Source organism: Bacillus sp. N447-1 (genome assembly GCF_022701035.1).
Lineage (GTDB): Bacteria > Bacillota > Bacilli > Bacillales > Bacillaceae_G > Bacillus_A > Bacillus_A cereus.
This window is the reverse complement of the sequence record NZ_CP065509.1, coordinates 106,006-126,256: the sequence shown is the minus strand read 5'-3', so window position 1 is coordinate 126,256 and position 20,251 is coordinate 106,006. Positions and strand designations below refer to the sequence as shown.

Genomic DNA, 20,251 nt, shown 5'->3' with positions numbered 1-20,251 from the left:
AGACGAATGCTGGAACGTTTATCTAAATTAAGAAAAAATCAAAAATGGTCCTTACAAGAGACAGCAGATCGACTTGGGATTGCGAAAAGCACCTATGCCGGGTATGAAAATGGTTATAGATTACCTTCATTACAATCTTTATCAAAAATAGCCGATTTATTTGATACATCTGTAGATTATATATTAGGTCGAATTGAACATTCACATCAAAACAAAGATGTAATTGATATTACAAGACTCCTAAACGATCCAGATCCAACACTTTTAATAGATGGAGAAGCACTGTCAACAGAAGAGATAATAGATTTTATTGCTTTTGTGAGAAGTAAACGAGAACTAAGTTCCAAGAGAATAGAAAATATTGAACCAACATGTAAAAGTTGATTCAATAAAAAACGAAGACACTGTACTCTTTAAACTCAGAAATACTTAGACAATTAATTTGCAAACGGTTTATATAATGAATTCTTAGCAGCTGGCCTCACTCGGGGACTTATACTTGGAAACAATCCCATTGGTTATATGATTCAATTATTTTTCATCATTTGTGTAGTGGTAGCAGCTATTTCCGGAGGTTTCACATCCAATAAATCAATTATCATGAAACAAGGATTTCTCGCTATTTTAGCGTTGCTTGCCCTTTTATCTGTCATATAGAACTAAAACTTTTCAATAAAGGAACTCACTTTTGAAGAATACGCCATTCTTTCTGTAAATTTATAAGAAAGAATGGCGTTTTTGTATGTCTATTTCTGTATCGAAAGAATTTGAAAGTATAACAGAATTTAAACAAGAATTAGCAAAGTATATAAAATACTATAATCATGAAAGAATCAAGGAAAAATCAAGGAAAAATAAAAGGAAATGAATCCAGTATTGTACTAGGCTCATTCCCTAGAGGCTACTTAATAAACCGACCTTTCTAACTTTCGGGGGCACAGTCTAGTTGAAGTGCTACAAGCAACGAATTTACCACTTTAAAGTTAAGTGTTTAACCTTGAAGTACTTAAATTCTTTTTTCCAGACAAAGCATACATTATATCTTGATGCTTTATTGTCCTCTTATAATTATGTGGTATCGGGAATTTGTTTCGGTGTTCTTTTATTATAATTATGATTACTATAAGTGATAAAGCTACAGGTATAAAAACGATTAACAAAACATCTTAATGTTTATGAAATTCTTTGTTAATCGTTTCTCTTCTCCCTAATCTCCTGCGAGACTATATTTTTTTGTTGAAATTTACCATATCTTATTTGATTTATTCTGTAACACCAGATTGGGTTACTTTTACATCAGCTGTTACACGAAAACGTAAATGTTTATAGGATTCTTCCCATTCTTGACTGTTCCATTTTCTTACGTGAGTTCTACCAAGCTTTCTAAGTCCTATAGGATCTGTGTCTTTTTTAATAAATCTCTTTATCAATGTAGTTGCTTTTTTTTCTATTTCTTTTTCCATAATTTTTTCTAATTTTTTATTTCTTTAGGATTATCTAGATTTTTGTTTTTGTAAATTCTTGAATTTCAGCTTTAACTTGAATATGAGCATTTACGAATGGATGCTTACTATTCCCCTCCATCTTATATTTTGTTCTAGCTTTTATATTCTCTATCGTGGCGTAAGTATTTGAGGAACCAGGTAGTTTGAATTGGTATGTACCTTGTTTAAAATTATCTGTCAACAATTTAAATACAAATAAATCTTTAGGGTTTACTTTATCAACCATTTTACATCTTTTAAAAAGTGCTATTCCATCTAACTCCAACACATTACCTTTTTTAGATATTATCGGTAAATATGAATCTCTCGCATCATCATTAAGTTGGTTTAAAAACATAAAAAAATTTGTTTTTGGCTGCGTTCCATTATCCATATTTTGCTCCAGTAAAGAGGATAGATAGGAAGCAATTTCTTTTTCTTCAGAATAATTCCCCTTTAATAGTGATTCCCCTTTTACATTTGTAATTGCTAAATAAATTGCATTTCCTACACTAGGATTTCGGTTCAAAGTCTCTAAAATTTCCTGCATTCCCTTATCAATTATTTTTTCATTAAATATAATAACACGCAATTGCCCCAACTCTAGAGGTCCAGAAGATTTTTCGGATGCTCTTGCAAGAACTTCTCTACCAGTCTGGCCTGATGCTGAATAGATTTTCGTTTCACCTTCCCCGCCTCCTTTATAAGCTGAAATCGCAAAGGTTCCTTTTAGCTTACCTTTTGCTTCGGTATCATATGCCGCAACTTGAACTAAGTCAATGTCATCCACAATTTTCGTTTTAGCACAACCTATTAAGAAGACACTTACTATAAGGAAAAGTATCCATCGCTTCATGTTTATCTCCTTAACTTTATTTTGGCGGTTTGAATTAGCCATAATATAGGTAGGTATACATATATATATACAAAGCCAATTTGACCTGTCCAAGTATTTAATAAGTTAATTTTATTACGGTTATTCAAGAAAAATGATAAAACAAAGATGAACAGGATGATAACTGGCAAAACATATTTTTGCTTTATTCCCAGTGCCTCTTTTATACCACGACTTACTCCCCATAATGTAAAGGAAACATTGGGTAATATAAAAAAAGCCCAAACAGAAACAATAATGTATTCAAACCGCTCTATAAAGGGAAATTGTATAATTTTAATCATGCTTAAATATGCCCATATCGCGCTCGCTAGTTGTTTTTCACTAAAAAACGCAAGAGTTAAAATCATAAGGTATGTGTAGACAATAGTCGTTACTAAATTTGCATAGTGCGCATATTTTTGAGAGGTTCTTGCCTTTTTAATAAATGGGTAGTACAACAATAACATTTCAAATCCAAAAAAACTAAACATATTTCCTTTCATTCCTTTCATGATTTCTAGGAATGAATGCTGTGCAATTGGAAATAAATTCTGAAAATCTGCATACTGCAAAGGATAAAAAAATGTGAAGATTAGAATGCTTGGGATAACGATTCCAAAGAAGCCAATTCCGGCAACTACACGAAATCCTCCAGTCACAATGTAATAACATAGACCCAAAAAAGCCCCTGCTATAATCCAAGATGAAATGGAAGGAAACATCCAAACATGTACTACTTCGATATAAGTATGTAGTGTTGTTGCACCTAACAATACAATATAGGATAAAAAAATGAAGTTGAACAATCCACCAATCCATTTTCCAAGTACGTCTTGATTGATTGCAATGATATCTCCATTACCCTGATTTAAAATCTGATATATAATCCAAATCATAAGATTAACAGATATTCCAAAAAGCAGCGTACTAATCCACGCATCATTTCCAACTAATTTTGCACTAATCCTTTCAAAACCAAGCATACCAACCCCCATCTGTATAGTAATAATTAAAAAAAACACCATATATGGAGAGACTTGATACTCAATTGGGATCTGTTTCATAATGCTCCTCCCTGTTAATTTCAATCATCAAAATCATTTCGTGATTTAATTTTATTTTTCTCTACCTCTTCTGGATTAAAACGAAAACGCTGTTTAGATCTTGAAAAAATAGGACGTCGAAACATCGCTGAGATCGGCAAACGGATAATGCTGTCTTTCCAATCTGTAGGGCGTGTAGGATAAAAAGGAAACAAATAAGGACGTCTTAATGATTCTGTACGTAATAAACGTGCTAAAAGCAAAGAGCTTGTTAAAACAATTCCTAATAAACCCAACAGGTGTGCAGATATTATAAAAGGAAAACGAATTACTCGAATTGTATTACCAATTCGATATATTGGTGCTGTAAATGAGCTAAGCGCTGAAAGTGCAACAATAATAATAAGTACATTACTTGTAAGGCTTGCCTCTACAGATGCCTGTCCAATTACAATACCACCTACTATACCGACAGTTAGACCCACTTTAGTTGGTAAACGTGCCCCCGCTTCTCTCAGTAATTCAATCGTTATTTCTAAAAAAAGCGCTTCAATTAATGGAGGAAAAGGTACTTTACTTCTCGATATGATTAACGTTTCAAGAAGTTCTTTTGGAATAAGCTCGTAATGATATGTTAAGATTGCAACATATAATGGAGTCGTTAAGACAGAAAACATAAAAGCAAAAAGCCTTAATAGACGAAAAAAAGAGGCAATAATCCAAGGCATGGTGTAATCTTCTGTCGTAGAAAAAAAGTCAATTAATGTTGTTGGAAGAGTGATTGCATAAGGTGAGCCATCTACAAAAAGTGCAATTTTCCCTTCTGCCAATACAGCTGCTACACGGTCTGGTCGTTCTGTATTCAAAAATTGAGGAAATATAGAATTCGGGTTGTCTGCAATTAACTGCATCAAATACGTGCTATCCAAAACGTGGTCTGTTTTTATTAGACTCACCCTTTTTATAATTTCTTGTAGATTTTGATCATTTACAATTCCCTCAATATATACAATCGCAACGGTTGTGTTAGATAGAGAGCCTACTTTCAATTCCTTCATTTGTAAATAAGGTGTTGGAAGCTTTCTACGTACTAAATTTAAGTTTACATCTAAATCTTCAACAAACGCGATTTGTGGACCCACGATATTGTATTCAATTTCAGCTTTTGTAATATCTCTTTTTTCTTTCTTTGCCACATTGATTAACAAGCCATTTAATTTATCTGTATCGAACTGAATAAGTATATAGCCGTTTAAAATACTATCCTGAATATCTTCCATTTGATTTGTTATTTTTGAATTTTCAAAGGGTAAGACAGACCGAATATCTTGTAATGAATCGAAGCTCTTCTCTTTTATATAAGTTAAAACCTCTTCATGAAATATATTTACATCGATTAAGGTTCTAAAATATGAAATGACTATAGAGGATTTGTTTGAAGCGATCTCCAACGTTATAAAATCTTTAGATTTTTTAGTAATTGCATTAATTCCTGCAAAGATTTTATAGAGTGAACAGGTACTTTTTCATGTGGTTTCAATTGATAATACCCTTCCTTTCAAAAAGAACCTATATATAGTTTTTAGAAATTTCTATTTTAAAAATGAGGATATTTATATGTCAATATGCTCCTTAAAATAATGCCTTTTAACTAACTTAACCAAAATTAGTTAAAAATGTATTACAAGTAAAAATTTAAAATGTCTCCAAGAAAAATTACAATATTAAAAACATCCTTTCTTTTGGTTCTAAAGAAAGGATGTTTTTATAACAGGCTTTTCAAGTGTCTATTCTATAGGGTACATTTACCAGTGTTCTTCTCTTTATTATTTCATTAAGTAACATTGGCATTACATTCTGTATGGTTTCTTAAAAATTTCAGTAAGAGAATATCTTAATTTTGAAGTGTACAAATAGGGAGAGTGACTTCAACTGTAGTCCCCTTATTCATTTCACTCTTAATAAATATCTTTCCCTGATGTGTTTCAATGATTTTATAACAGATCATTAATCCTAAGCCAATCCCCTCTTCTTTAATACTATAAAAAGGTTCTCCGAGGTATGGTATACGTTCTTTTGGAATCCCACACCCTTGATCGATAAAACGAATGCTTACTTGATTATTATCAAGTATATTTATTTGAATCAGAATTTCCCCTCCCATCGGCATAGATTCAATTGCATTTTTTAATATATTAACAAATACTTGTTTTAATTGATTTCCTTCACATGAAATCAATGGAATACCAGGGTTAAGATCGATTCTAAATTTTATATTATGCATCATTGCTTGAGGTTGTAGTAGCATTAAAACTTGATCCATTAGCACACTAATGTTATTAAGTTGCATTTTTACTACCTGTGGTTTGGCTACCGCCATAAATTCAGTTGTTATGCTCTCTATACGCTCAATCTCTGATGATACTATATTAATATAACCCTGATTATTCTCATTTTCCGTTGATTTTAGTAATTGCATGAACCCTTTCATTGCAGTTAATGGATTATTAATCTCATGAGCCATTACAGTCGCTAATTGTCCTACAACAGCAAGTTTTTCAGATTTTCGTAATAATTCTTCTGTTTTTAGCCGTTCAGTGATATCACGAGAAATACTTAGAAAAACTTTTTTACCATTTAAGTTAAAAACACGAACACTAAACTCAGTTGTTATTACTTTTCCTGTTGGGAAAACATATTCATCTTGCAAAGTGAAGGAAGTTTGTCCTTTTTTAATTTTTTCTAATAACCTTACGATTATTTGAGAATCTTGTGGTACTATATTTGAAAATGATAATGAGAGCAACTCTTCTCTACTATATCCAAATCTTCTACACCCAACAGGGTTTACCTCAATAAATCGACTTGGAGCATTATCTTCATTCAGCTCTACTACATATACCGCATCAGTTGCTTGTTCGATTAGTGCACGGTACTTCATTTCACTATCTCTTAATTGCTGGTGTAATCGATGCCGTTCTCTTTCTGCTTGTTTTCTTTCAGAGATGTCTCTACATATTGCTGATAAAGCTATCACATTTCCTCTTACATCTAGTATAGGAGAAACTGTCAGACTGATATCAAGAAGACTCCCATCACTCCGTTGTCTAACAGTTTCTAATCTAGTAACCACCGATTCTCCTGTTAGAATTTTCTGAATATTTTCAAGCGATTCTTCCATTAAAAAATCCGGTACACAAGGTAATCTCTTACCTATGATTTCTTGTGATGACCACCCAAATATCTTTTCATAAGCTTTATTGGCTTGTAAAATATGCCCTTCTCGATCAGAAATGGTAATAGCATCTAGATTATGCTTTATAAATGATTCTAATAATTCTTTGGTAGCGCTTAATTCTGATTCTACCTTTTTCCTTTCGGTTATATCAACTGTAGAACCAACAACTTCAATAACTTGTCCATTTCGTTTAATTGGCCTAAGCGCAATAAGAATAATAGTTTTATCATTTGGCCAAGGTAATTCAAATATAATTTCTTTTCCTTCCCATGCCTGGAGATAGTACTTCATCAATTGTGGAACTAAATGTGGAGGAATAATAGAAGCATCAATAGTACGTAAGCTTTTTCCTACCACCTGTTCAGAATAAAATCCGTTTTGATAATAAAACTGTCCATCACATAAAGTGTGTATAAAGTGCTTATCCACTTTTTTAAATTTAAAAATTCCTCCTTGAAGCTCATGTACGGTATCTGTAAGTTCTTGCTTCGATTTTTTTAATTCTCGATTCATTTTAGATAAGTCCTGTGTTAAATAATACAATCTCTGGTAGGCTTCCATAAGAAATAGCCCAATTAAAAGTCCTAACGCTATATATAATAAGCCTCCTGTGTAAAGTAATGTAGTGTTAAATAATACCCCAACTAACCACTTTATTCCAATAAAAACAGAAAAATATAGCGATGCACTTTTAAAAGGATGTAGTTTTTTTACATAAATTTTAAAAGTAGAAAATAGAATCCCCATACATAAATAAGCAATCACAGGAGGTTCCCAATACTCTCCAATGTAAAAAATACGCATTAATATTATGCTAATTAGCGTAATCCAACCAGCAATACGACCAAAGTAAATAAAAGATAGAATAAGAGGAACAACTCGAAGATCGTAGGAAAATCCCATGTATGGAAAAGAAAAGAACATTAACGTAACTGCAATAATCCCTCCATAGAGCTTTTCGAAATATCGACTAGAATTAATTGTAAACACTTGAATAAATATTGCTGCGCTAACTAATAAAGAAAAAATAGAAAGGTTGATGAAATAATCTTTAATAATCATGTAATGTCCCTCCTTGCATTAAGTGTATTCGACAAAAAAGCTAAAAATCCTACAAATTGTATAAACAGTTCAAATGCATAAATTTTAAACTAGGATAAAATCTGGAAAAGTAAATAAGGAACACAGCAGATGGGATATTTTAATGAAAAATAGTTCAAAAAGATAATAGTAACCGTTGACTACTATTATCTTTTTCTTTAAGTTATCGTAATACGTATGAAACTCTAAGGGACGTGGTATGTCATTTCATCAAACAATGATTATATGCTGAGTCATGAATATAGAAATTTCAGCAGTAATTTTTGAAAAATAACATAAAAAACAAAACTATCTTTGAAAATGGAAAAAATCTATATGAATGTCAACTAATCTATGTACAAAAACGTTCACTTAATTTTGCATAAAATCACTCCACTTAGGAAGCTAAGTAGTTCTTCAAGGTCGATAAGAACACCTGTAGATGCTTCAGGATAACTACATAATTGTATGGGTAATGTACTTGAAACCTTTCGGTAAAACCATACACATAATACAACTAACTCCTTGGTTCAATATTTACTTTTTCGCTGAACAAATTCTTTTTCTTGAGCAAAATATTCTAGGATATAAGGAGATTTTTCGATTAACTTGGTGTCTAGTTTATTCTCCAGCTCCAATTACTTCGTTACTTTCAGATTCAGTTCATTATATTTTGTACTTTGTCTTTATACACAACATATTCTTTACCATCCACTACTGCTACTACCGCAAATTCATCATTTGGATTGAATGAAAGCCAATCAGCCCACATGTTAGTATTAGCCCCTCCACTCCACATATTATGAACAGTGTTTTTCGTTAAATTCATAACTTTATAAGACGCATTTGGCGCATTTGTTCCAGTCTTTATTTCAAAAGTGTATGCGTTATGAATTTTTTTATAAAAGTAGAAAACGTTTGATGGACGAAGCTGATTCAAAAAATCCTGTTCTTTTTTCTCTGCAATTTTTATCCCTTCTTGCAAAGTGACAACATCTGTTTTTAATGTTTTCCAACTGTTTTTCGCTGCATTCAAGCTAGGGGTTAAGAATTTATATTTATTTTGATCAGCTTTTTGATCAGCTTTATCAATATGTCCCAGTACACCCGAATATTGAGAATCTAAATCCTCCCATTGCGTAGACATATAAGTAAGAGCAGTGATAGCACTATCAAGCATACTATGCATATCACTAATATTATGAAATGCAACTCCAACTACACGATTCAATGTTATTTTATAATCTACAGTCTGACGCAATTTTGCTAATTCAGGTTCTAGCCAACCTAACTTACCTCTTGCATCACCTATCATTATGCCACCAGCAATCAAGGTTGGAATAAAGGGGATTTTCACCATGTCTAACCCCTTAGATTCTATGTCTTTCTGATATTTTACTTGTCCTAAAAGGTCCTCTAGACGCTTTTGGTCCGCCTCCACATCAGCACCTTGGTTTTTTAAAATCGATTGCAATGTCTCTTTATGACTTCCAAATGTTCTAACATCTTCTCCAATAGCATTTTTTAATTGAATTAATTCTTCTATTAATGCTTTTGCAGACTTTTGATTTTGTTGAATTCCTCCCTGTAGATCTTTAATCCCTTTTTTTAAAGTATCTCCATTTCCAGTATTGATCGCCTCTACTAATGTTTCATAATGATTTTCAAATTTTGTATCGTATTCTATAATGCCTGTCAATGTATCAAAAAGTTGTTTTTTTACTTGTGTATTCCATGTAACAGCATGTGCTCTTGCATTCTTTTGATCTTGTACAATTTTACTAGGTAAATCTGCATTTCCATTAATAGTTATTCCTTCAAAACTCACATCTGGATTATTAATTAGCAAATAAGAGTATTCATTCATAGCTTTTGCAAATAAACCAGCATCTTGCAAAGCTTTTTTCATCTGTTCTTCATTTGCTGAAAGAGATATATTTTCAATGTTCGTTTGTTCAATTTCAATTGCAAAAGTTTCTATTGGTATGACTGCATAAGTAGTTGTTATAGTTATAAACGCTGATACAGCGAGTAGTTTATTAGGGATTTTTTTCATCATTTCGTATTCCTCCTATATAAGGTATGGTTTCAAGTTCTAATCTTATTAAACAGCGATGTCTTTCAAAATGAGTTCTACATCTTTTATCAGTATCGTTTGAACTTTCTTTAGCAGCCTTCAAATCATTAAGTATTAAAGAAAATGTATATAATCTACTTCAAATTAACCGATTCTGTTGCAAATTTTAAAAAGCAATTAAACTACAAGGTTATTTTTTATTCGAATCATACTTATATATAATTGAAAGGCGAAGTCTTTAATGAGACTCCGCCTTTCTGTTATATAAGGATTTATCAATTATTACTTTTCTGTTTAACAGTGTAATCATAGACTTTCTATGTTTTAGTTCACTTTACAACAGAATTAATATTTCCCTATTTTTGTGGAGTAACAGTTTCCACTTTTAATTCCTTTATTCCTTCTTTTAATGTAACAGCATCTGTTCGTAATGTTTTCCAACTGTCTTTCGCTGCATTTAAATTAGGCTTTAAGAATTTAAATTTATTTTGATCGGCTTTTTGAGCTGCATTTTCAATATGCCCTAGAACGCCCGAATATTGAGAATCTAAATCATGCCACTGCGTGGACATATAAGTAAGAGCGTTAATAGCATCATCAAGCGCCTTGTGCATTTCATTAATATTACTGTAAGCAACTCCAACTACACGATTTAAGGTTACTTTATAATCCACGGTCTGACGTAATTCTGCTAATAAAGGCTCTAACTTACCTAAATTATCCCTTGCTACTCCGACTATAATACCGCCAATTATTGGTAGACCCAAAATAGCACCCTTCATTACATTAAACCCATCAGATTCTAATTGTTTATAATAGTTTACTGATCCTAATACTTCTTCTAGACGCTTTTGATCGGCATCAACATCTGCACCTTGATTTTTTAAAATTGACTGCAAGAGCTCTTTATTACTTCCAAAAGCTCTAACATCATGTCCAATAGAGTCTCTTAATTTAGTTAATTCTTCTATTAGTTGTTGTGCATACTTTTGATTTTGTTGAATTTCACCTCGCAAATCTGTAATCCCTTCTTTTAAAGTTTCTCCATCCCCTGTATTAATCGCTTCTACCATTGTTTCATAATAATTGTCAAATGTTGTATCGTATTCAACAATACCATTCAATGTATCTAAAAGCTGTTTTTTTACTTTCGTATCCCAAGTAACAGCATGTGACCTTGCATTCTTTTGATCTTGTACGATTCTACCAGGTAAATCTACATATCCATTAATGGTAATTCCCTCAAAATTCACATCAGGATTCTTAATTAACATATAAGAATAGGCATTCATAGATTTTGCAAATAATCCAGCCTTTTGCAAGGTCTCTTTCATTCTCGCTTCATTTGCAGAAAGAGCCGTATCTCCATTGTTCGTTTGTTCAATTTCACTTGCAAAAGTTGTTACTGGTGAAACTACATTAGCAGTTGTAATAGTTAATAGCGTCGATACAGCGAGTAATTTATAAGGGATTTTTTTTATCATTTCATTTTCCTCCAATTTAGGTTTTATATTTCAGTTCTACTCCTGTTTAAAAGCAATATCTTTTGAAATGAATTCTGCATCTTTATGAATATCATTCCAACTTTCTTTAGCGGCTTTTAAATCATCTGGTATTAAAGAGAATTTGTGGTCTTCCATAGAATCGATATTATCCAGTAAATCTGTATAATTTGCGCCCATTGTATTCCATTGCTTTTGAATATTTGTTAGAGACAATATCGCTTGATCTACAGTCTGATATAAATATGCCAATGTTTCTTTCGCGTTAGTAAGCGAAAGAACTGCTTGATTAGCACGATCTGCTTTCATACTTAATTCTCCGATTTTGTTAGAAATTTCATTATAGGAGTCCATATGCTTAGATGCTGTGACACCAGCCGCTGTTCCTAAACCAATACCAGCTGCACCAAGAGCCGAGAGTCCACCAACAACAGCCGGTGTTGCTGTACCGCCAGTTACAACAATAACGACCGCTCCTCCAATAGCTGCAATAACTAAAATAGCTGCTCCCAATCCACCACCAATTGACCATGCTAATACATCATCAAAATGTTTTTTCTGAGTAGAACGAAGTTGCTCAATTTCAGCTTGAAGTTGTGGAATCGTTGCCTGTTGACCTGCTAATATTGCAGTTAATCCACCTTTCCCATCTGGACCACCAACATTATTTTTAAAATCTGTAGAATTTTGATATAGTTTCCCTTTGAAGTCTTGTAGCATCTTAATCACATCTGTAACTTCTTTTGAATTTGTATTGATTGTAGTAATTAAATCATTTATACCCTCTTTTAGACCTGCCTTATCTTTCTTTTGTACAGTTTCTACTAATGTGTCGTAATAATTTTGAAATTGTTCATCGTAATTTACAATATTACGAGCAGTTTTTTGAATCTGTGGCTTCGCTGTATCTAACCAGTAATTCGCATTGATTCGTGACAGCTCTTGATTAAGGTGAATATTTTTGAGCAACTCTCCCCCCTCTGAGCCTAAATCGATATTAGATAAATTTACATTTGGTTGCTTAATCATTGTTTTTGCGTATAAATCCATTACTAGAATATGAGACCCTGTTTCAGCTAATGCTTTCTTCAGTCCTTCGGGGCCTAATGCATAATTGCCTACTTTTTGTTCTTGAGCGGTCGTTTCTTGTGCAAATGCATGAATAGTGTTACCGGTAGTAGCAGTTATAACAGTTGCTAATGTAGCTAAAGTTAGTACTTTGAATGGAAATTTTTTCATGACTATTCTCCTTCTTTCGCTAAATGCTTATAATCTTTATGAATTCCTAAAAAACGCAATATTAAAATTTATATACTTGTTCTTCAAGGTAACTTATTACATTTTTTAATTGTCTTAATGTATCTTTTTGAGACTGCTCGCTAGTTGTATCAACATTAGTAGATAATTTTGTAATGCTATTTTTATTAGATTTAAATCTTCTTTATAGCGCTTTAGTAGATCAAGTTCTACATCTATTTGATTTGCAAACGTATGCAAATCATTTTGTGTAAGAAGAAGCATTGATTTTTGTAAATCAGCTATTGATAATTTCGTTGTTAAATCATATATTTTTTGATTTTGTTTCTCTAAATCATCTAAATATGCTCGCTGTTCTGCTGTTAATTTATTTACTTCAGCAAAAACGCCAAATGTTTTCTTAATCTTTTCGGTATCAATGACCTTCATCAGGTCATACTCTTGTGTTTTTGCTGCGGCTGCGGCTGCTATTTCACCTTGTTTGCTTTTCTCAATTGCTTCACGAGCTGCTTTTTTTGCTGATTCAATCTCTAGAGCCGTTTTACCTTGCTCTGTTGCTTCTTGCACTGCTTTTTTCTCAGCTTCTAGAATAGAGTTGTTAATTTCTTTTCCTTTGTTATATGCTGCCACCCCTGCTTGCGCAGCTGGTTCAATAATTTCTTTTGAAAGACTATAAACTTCTTTGAATATAGCAAATCCCTGTTCATTTAAAGCCCCTGGTATTAATGCAATTTGCTGTAAATCATTTTGAATTGCTTTTTTTGTATTTAATATTTCATTTTTTAACTGATCTATTTTTCCTGTTCCATCTGTACTTAGTATGCCTTGCGCAGTTGCCACATTGGTATCAAAATCTTTTAATTTTTTATCAAGCTGTAATTTAAGATCTGTTAATTCATTGATTTGCCGTTGCGTATTTTCTTGATTCGTCATAGCCATTTCTTGAAGTACTTCAAGTCTATCCGAAAACCCTTCTCTATCTTCTTTATTGTCTACAAACGATTTTAATGTCGGGTAATAGCTATTAAATTTTGTTACAAATCCTTTGCTTTTTGAATTTAATAGAATTAACTGTGGATAGAGTTCCGATGACCATTCCTTCATATCTTGTTTGATTAGGAATTGATTTGTATTTAAAGCTGTGACTTCCTCTAACTGTACATTAGGACTCATTAAAGATTGATCAATATACGTTTGGATTAATTTAGATTGCGCACCTAATTTTCGTAATGAAGAGGAAATATCCATGCCTTCCTGTTGAGTTTCTGCTTGAACGATTGGTGTTGCGAGAGTATTGATAGGAATATTTCCTCCAGTTACAATGGATGTGACTAATAATCCTGTAATTATTTTAGTTTTCATTCCGTACACTCCTTTACCATTGTTTTTATAACTTAATTCATATAACTTGTATGACCTCTCTCTTTGTAAACTGATTAAGAAGGAGAAATCTTTCAGATAGGATAATATCGTTATTTTTACTTCTAATAGAATGTAAGGATTTTACTTACCTCTCACTTCGATACTCTATTTTTTCAAATATAAATAACAAAAATTTATTAACTATATTTGAATCAAGCACCCTATGAATAGTAAATGTGTAATTCTTCCTAGAATTGCGGTTTAACTTACAGAACCGCGAGAATCAATAAACCAATGCTTACAGTTAATCTTGCCATAACATTGTTTAATTTAAATTTAATAATATTACTCTTAGTTTTATCAGCAAACTCCTTACTAGACTAAAAAGGTAAAATTATACTGTACATCGCTTATACTTTTATTGCGGAATAACTTCACTTTTGTTATGCAGAAACTTAGAACACGTTTATTACAAACTTGATTCTTGACCTCTTGTAAATAAATAGACTATTCGAAAATATTTTCAACATAATGTTACTTACAACTTCACTATAATTCCTATTAGCGTAACCTTATCCTTTCTGTCTGGTCATACCAGTTATGTTGTTCATTAAAACATTAAATTTTTAATGCGTAAATAGAAAAATTTTGTCGATTACGATCGATAATTTACTGTTAAATAAAAATATGAACCGAAAAAATTATACAAATATAGTTATCCGTAAATTTCATTTCTGTAATTGTAATGATTACAAATTAATGTGTATACGGTTAAAAATAACTATTTTAGCTCAACCGAGAAATTTTATTTTAGAAAAAATACTTATAGAATAATATAATAGGTCTTTTTATACTTTTTACCTTTATTTAGTTATGTATAATTGCATAAAATGTAGATATATTTAGTAATATATGTTATATTGTTGATTTTTCACAAAACATCCTAATATCATTATTAACAAATATTCAGTATGAAGATATTAGTCTATAAACTTATCATCGTTATAAACATAGGTTTTAAATTACAAAAAAGCTGCAAAGCTTCCTTGGAACACTTTGCAGCCTTCTGTCTTTTTGTTTTCTTTAACAAAATAATGGTTAGTGTATTTTCATTTTTTGGGATACTTATACCCATGTTTAAGTCTTTACATTGAAGACAGCGGATAACAAGCTTATATTACTGTATATTTTTCACGGTACTGCCTAGGAGTCATACTAGTGATTTTTTTGAAAACTCTTATAAAATAACTTTGGTCATTAAAGTTAAGCCACGCACAGATATCTGATAACGAATAAGTAGTGAGTGTTAATAATTTTTTTGCTTCTTCCACTCTTTCCCTTTGAATATATTCGCTTAAAGTAATTCCCATTTCTTTTTTAAATAGTTTAGACAGATAAGTAGGCGTAATTTCTAAATGATTAGCAAGTTCATTCAGAGATATTCCATCGTAAACATTTTTATTAATATGTTTTATACATGTAGTAACCGCGTAAGAATACTTTTTTGCATTGTATTCTTTCACACGATCTGCAAAGGTACGTAAAGCGTCCCCTGATAATCGCTTTACAGATTCTACATTATCTAATTGTTCTAGGGTTTGTATATATAAAATACTATGGGCAAAAGCAATATCTGGTGGCAGGTTTCCTTCTATTGCATATCGAGTGGCTAAGGTAATCGCAATAATTCCAAGGTTTTTTTGATTCCTGAGCGGATCCTCTATTAGCATAAGTTCAACATCTTCTTGCGAAACCGCATACATATACTGTATTAACTTTTTTTTATTTCCTTCTTTAATAGTCGAAAAGAAATCATTTACTAATGCCATATTGTGCGTTTTAGGTTTGTTTTGTCGGCGTTTTAAAATATATAAATCCGGTTTCACAATTTTATTAGGAACTTCCTCTAGTACTTTATTTTTTCCAAGACAATATCTACATCTAACTTTTCATTGAAAATCATGTAATGTAATAAAATTCCCATATCAATTAATGTAGTTTTTTAATCTCAGATAAACACTGATAATAGGCAAGTCTTTCTTGAATGTTATCATTTGATTTAAATTCTTTCTGAAATTTTATGATCATATCATCTGAATCTTTTGAATGTATAGTAGGACCGATTATAATAGTCCCTTTAATATCATCATGATTTTCTATATGAATTAGAACAAAATTTTCAAGATAGTTGTTACTTCGGAAAAGTGGCAAGTTAAAGGGATCGTTTTCTTGATAAATATCAGTAAGATGTTCTTCTTTTGAAGAATAAAAGGACTACAAACATTATCAGATGTAGAATGATATAAAATTTTTCTGTCTGCAGATAAAATATGTACAGGGCATTAAATGCTTTATGTGCAAGATCACACAAGTGTTGTATATCGATAGAAGTATTCATTACATTCTCCTTTATAGATCCATAAAATATATTCTGTTATATATAATTCACGACAAATAATACTATAAAATATCAAATTAGTACAATTCACAACAAAATATTACTATATCTTTTTATAAAAATCATATATTATTTAATTGTAGTTAGCATCTAAATATCAGAGTAGATAAGATAAGTAAAGGAAATAAGCTAAGTTCTTTTCTTAATTCTACAAAATATAATTATTGAACTTGAGAAAATAGTGAAGTACTACAAAATACAGTGGTAGTCAATGCGAGGACCACGCTGGAAAAAGATTTAAAATAAAGCGAAAGTAACAGGAGATACTGTACCACCGCAAGAAATAACAGTCAAAGTTCCAATTCAATCCTTTCTACAAATTGAATTCAAGAAATAAATACTGCTAATTTACATGTGAAACTGAAAAACTATTTTGCTCCAAATTTTAGAAAAAGATAATAAAGAAGTTGTGAAATTGGAAACAGATGAAAGCGATACGGCTATTTTTGAAGCACTATGCTTTGAAAAATACAAGGTAGAGGAAATTCAAGGATTCAATTAAACATTTAATTGAGAGAAAGGTCTTTTCATCAACTAAAAATAAAAAACGAATGGAATATTCAAAAAATGACACTATATTACTGGTCGTAACATTAGTTTTACTTTCCACAAAAGAGGAAAAAATATATAGACTTTACAAATACTAAAAATAGCAAACTAGCTAGTTTTATTACCGCATCACATAAAGTGAAACTTTAATCAGTGGGGGTTTTGTTCATCCCCCACTGATTATTAGCCCATACCAATCGGGCTTTTACGGGCAGCCCGCCCCCCACCTAACTTCTTTGCTTCCGCTGAATTTTGAGGTGGAGGTCTTACTGCCCGGCAAATAGCGGGATAAACTTATTATTAATTTCCAAATACAATAGTTTTTAATCAACAAAAAAACTTCACTAATTAAGGTGCACAGTAAATTGACCTCAAAACAGTAATTACTACAATATCAGTTTTTACTTATTCTATAAAAAAGAAATATCATTTAATGATTATTACTTTATATCAATTTAGACATAAAACATTTTATTATATCGGCTTAAGTATTATGAAATTAAAATTGCAAATAACACCAAAACTCTTTTAAAGGCTCATACATCGTTCGTATCGGGTTGATTACCTTTTGATACTTATGTCATTAACACAAATAAAAAAGTTTATTACAAAGGAATCTGAGAGGTTTTTTCAATTTCGAAATTTTTTTTTTTGTAAATTAAAGGAAAAATAATCCATATATATACGGATTATTTTCTTAGTGTAGTCTGTATTGACCTGTTAACTGTTTTTCAGCCATTCAAACTAAGCGTTTTGTAATCTCTCCACCGATCCGAACCATTTGCAGATGATGTGATGTATCAGGTCCCAGTGTGACCCCTAGTTCAAAAGCACTTTCATACTTCATTTGCTCAATAGTACTTGTAGTAGCAGAAATAAGAATTTCATTTGTATTACTTTCGTATCTTTGAATATTTATAAATAACATGTACCTAATTATGCTATTTACGCATGAATAACCTAATTTATTCCAGTATTTTTATAGGAACCCTTTCCCTCCCCTTATTTCACCAATTAAATTTGAAACACAAATGTACATTGCATTTCAATATAACAATAAAAGCTACAAAAGCAACGAATTTACTATTTTAAAGTTAAGTGTTTAACCTTTAAGTACTTAAATTCTTTTTCCAGATAAAGCATACATTATATCTTGATGTTTTATTGTCCTCTTATAATTATGTGGTATCGGGAATTTATTTCGGTGTTCTTTTATTATAATTAAAGTTTGAAGTTCTATGCTCAATACTTTTGCGAGGACATGATAGTTATATCCATTATTTAACAGAGAAATTATGTCATAAAACATAGTTTTTCCACCCACTAATTTTACTAATTTATTCTTTAACTCATCCCTTTTTTCTTTAGCTTCATCAATTTCTAACAACATAGATTTTTATTTGTCTGCTTAATGTATTGAGTATACAACTCTGGGAATTCTTTTGTACTTCTTTGTTTAATACTGGTTTATATTTAATCATGTAAGTAACTTGTAACAATGAGCGTTTTAACAAACTATCTTCAATGAGATACGCTACTTTATTAAATAAATGTACATATTCCTCAATATTGGAATAACTATTAAAATGAGCTAATACTCTACTTTTTATACTAAAAGCCTTGCCTACATAAATAATATTGTCATTATAGTCTTTAATGAAATAAATACCACTGTCAGATTTTTTCAATTTATTATCCAATTCTTCTATACTCATAAAATGCAATTCACTCATACTTCTCTCTCCTTAGCAGTGTTAAATCGTAAAAACAAGCAAGGTTTCTAAAAAGTACTTAGCTGCCCTAGCATCTCTTATTTTATCTCTTGCTAAATGTCAAAAACTGTTTCTATGTTACTCAACTATCAATATGATTATTAATAAAATTTTCGATCGTTATTATCTCGCTATTTTATCATGTAATTTCGAGATCGTTTCCTCATTTAAATTACTGTATTTTATCGAATAAAGGAAATATACTACTACCCCAATAGTAATCCAAATACTAAAGTACACCCATGTCCTTAACGGTAAATTTAGCATTAAAAACACACAGCATACAATTGCAACGCATGGTAATACAGGTACAAAAGGTACCATAAATCCACGTTTTAAATTTGGGTGTGATTTACGAAGGATAATAACTGATAGACAAACTAACGCAAATGTCACCAAACTACCGATATTAACTAAATTAACTAATTCTTTCAAATCAATAAACCCAGCTATTATAGAGCTCCCTATTCCTGCTAATCCAGTTATAAAAGTGGGTGCTCCAGTTTTCTTATTAACTTTCGCAAATGATTTCGGTAACAATCCATCACGACTCATTGCAAAGAATACTCGTGTTGCCGCATACATATTGGAAAAAATAACAGCCATAAGGCCAATTACAGCACCTGCAGCAATTGCACCAGCGACTTTTCCTTGTCCTACAACTTCCATTACATAAGCCATTGCCTCAGGAACATTTAATTCTTTATAGGAAACCATTCCTGTCATAACAAGGCATACCATAACATAAATAATTGTACATATGATTAATGATGCAATAATACCGATGGGAAGATTACGTTTCGGATCTTTTACTTCTTCTGCTGAAGTTGCTAATATATCAAAACCCGTAAAAGCGAATAAAATAGCTGCTCCACCCGTAAAAACTCCACTTAAACCGTATGGTGCAATTGGTATCCAGTTCATTGGTTTTACATAGAATATACCAACCGTAATAAACAACAAAATCATTCCAATTTTAATCAATACCATTATATTATTGATTCGTTTACTTTCTCTCGTACCACGAGATAACATCCATGCCAATATCAATGTAATAATTACTGCTGGTAGATTCACAATACCACCATGCGAAGGAATCGTTACTAGAGCTTTAGGTATCTCTAATCCAAATCCCTTTATTAAATTGTGGAAATAGCCTGTCCATCCAGCAGCGACAGCTGCTGTTGCCACGATATATATTAACAGCAATGACCAACCTACTAGATGAGCAACAAACTCACCAATTGTTGCATATGAGTACGTATATACACTACCAGACGCCGGGAGTGTAGAAGCAATTTCCGCGTAACATAATGCTATAAATCCACATATAATTGCTGCAAGTATAAATGAAAAAACAACTGCTGGACCAGCATTTGTTGCTGCTACTAATCCAGTTAACACAAGAACACCCGTTCCAACTATCGAGCCTACCCCTAACATAATTAAATCAAATGCTCCTAATGTTTTCGTTAAAGTCTTGCTTTGATTATGCTCTAACAATTGTGTAACGGATTTCTTTTTTAGTAAATTACTCATATTTTCTGTATCC

At 31.5% G+C, this 20,251-nt stretch carries 10 protein-coding genes and 7 pseudogenes; 4 read left to right on the top strand and 13 right to left on the bottom strand.

Annotation, left to right across the window (positions count from 1 at the left end):
* The first annotated feature begins 6 nt into the window (after positions 1-6).
* From ansR to IQ781_RS28375, 3 genes and pseudogenes are all read left to right on the top strand, one after another.
* Positions 7-384, top strand: coding sequence for an HTH-type transcriptional regulator AnsR (ansR, locus tag IQ781_RS00540; protein WP_000893569.1), 378 nt, complete (start codon positions 7-9; stop codon positions 382-384).
* Positions 385-441: 57 nt separating this feature from the next.
* Positions 442-657: pseudogene (locus tag IQ781_RS00535) on the top strand (DUF1304 domain-containing protein); the annotation flags it as partial.
* A 103-nt stretch (positions 658-760) separates the two neighbouring features.
* A pseudogene (locus IQ781_RS28375) lies at positions 761-868 on the top strand (IS3 family transposase); the annotation flags it as partial.
* A 394-nt stretch (positions 869-1,262) separates the two neighbouring features.
* Here IQ781_RS28375 and IQ781_RS00530 read toward each other — a convergent pair.
* From IQ781_RS00530 to IQ781_RS00485, 10 genes and pseudogenes are all read right to left on the bottom strand, one after another.
* Positions 1,263-2,340, bottom strand: a pseudogene (locus IQ781_RS00530) (Ger(x)C family spore germination protein).
* A 2-nt stretch (positions 2,341-2,342) separates the two neighbouring features.
* Complete coding sequence (locus tag IQ781_RS00525) at positions 2,343-3,425, bottom strand: GerAB/ArcD/ProY family transporter (RefSeq protein ID WP_000809697.1); 1,083 nt, start codon at positions 3,423-3,425, stop codon at positions 2,343-2,345.
* Positions 3,426-3,445: 20 nt separating this feature from the next.
* On the bottom strand, positions 3,446-4,855 hold the full coding sequence (locus IQ781_RS00520; protein ID WP_429697014.1) for a spore germination protein: 1,410 nt from the start codon (positions 4,853-4,855) through the stop codon (positions 3,446-3,448).
* A 443-nt stretch (positions 4,856-5,298) separates the two neighbouring features.
* A complete protein-coding gene (locus tag IQ781_RS00515; protein WP_000584283.1) occupies positions 5,299-7,704 on the bottom strand; it encodes a PAS domain S-box protein in 2,406 nt (801 codons plus the stop codon).
* A gap of 428 nt (positions 7,705-8,132) precedes the next feature.
* A pseudogene (locus IQ781_RS00510) lies at positions 8,133-8,360 on the bottom strand (hypothetical protein); the annotation flags it as partial.
* Between the two features lie 20 nt (positions 8,361-8,380).
* Positions 8,381-9,781 (bottom strand): hemolysin BL regulatory component HblB, encoded by a 1,401-nt coding sequence (gene hblB / locus IQ781_RS00505; RefSeq protein WP_016122779.1) that lies wholly within the window; start codon positions 9,779-9,781, stop codon positions 8,381-8,383.
* 374 nt (positions 9,782-10,155) lie between these two features.
* The gene (gene hblA / locus IQ781_RS00500) at positions 10,156-11,283 is read right to left on the bottom strand and encodes a hemolysin BL binding component B (RefSeq protein ID WP_000591975.1); all 1,128 of its coding nucleotides are present in this window, start codon (positions 11,281-11,283) and stop codon (positions 10,156-10,158) included.
* 36 nt (positions 11,284-11,319) lie between these two features.
* Positions 11,320-12,540 (bottom strand): hemolytic enterotoxin HBL lytic component L1, encoded by a 1,221-nt coding sequence (gene hblD, locus IQ781_RS00495; protein ID WP_000714434.1) that lies wholly within the window; start codon positions 12,538-12,540, stop codon positions 11,320-11,322.
* 61 nt (positions 12,541-12,601) lie between these two features.
* A pseudogene (gene hblC, locus IQ781_RS00490) lies at positions 12,602-13,920 on the bottom strand (hemolytic enterotoxin HBL lytic component L2).
* Between the two features lie 1,172 nt (positions 13,921-15,092).
* Positions 15,093-16,318 (bottom strand): annotated as a pseudogene (locus tag IQ781_RS00485) (helix-turn-helix domain-containing protein).
* Positions 16,319-16,751: 433 nt separating this feature from the next.
* On the opposite strand from IQ781_RS00485, the gene IQ781_RS00480 reads away from it, so the two are divergent.
* Positions 16,752-16,880: a hypothetical protein gene (locus IQ781_RS00480; protein WP_000939298.1), complete on the top strand. Its 129-nt coding sequence runs from the start codon at positions 16,752-16,754 to the stop codon at positions 16,878-16,880.
* 786 nt (positions 16,881-17,666) lie between these two features.
* On the opposite strand, the gene IQ781_RS00475 is transcribed toward IQ781_RS00480, so the two are convergent.
* The 3 genes and pseudogenes from IQ781_RS00475 to IQ781_RS00465 all read right to left on the bottom strand — a co-directional run bounded on the left by IQ781_RS00475 (position 17,667) and on the right by IQ781_RS00465 (position 20,238).
* Positions 17,667-17,855 carry an alpha/beta-type small acid-soluble spore protein gene (locus IQ781_RS00475; protein ID WP_000897406.1) on the bottom strand — a complete coding sequence of 63 codons (189 nt, stop codon included), beginning with the start codon at positions 17,853-17,855 and terminating at the stop codon, positions 17,667-17,669.
* Between the two features lie 189 nt (positions 17,856-18,044).
* Positions 18,045-18,660: pseudogene (locus IQ781_RS00470) on the bottom strand (GIY-YIG nuclease family protein).
* A 162-nt stretch (positions 18,661-18,822) separates the two neighbouring features.
* A complete protein-coding gene (locus IQ781_RS00465) occupies positions 18,823-20,238 on the bottom strand; it encodes an amino acid permease (protein ID WP_000067463.1) in 1,416 nt (471 codons plus the stop codon).
* Positions 20,239-20,251: the final 13 nt, after the last annotated feature.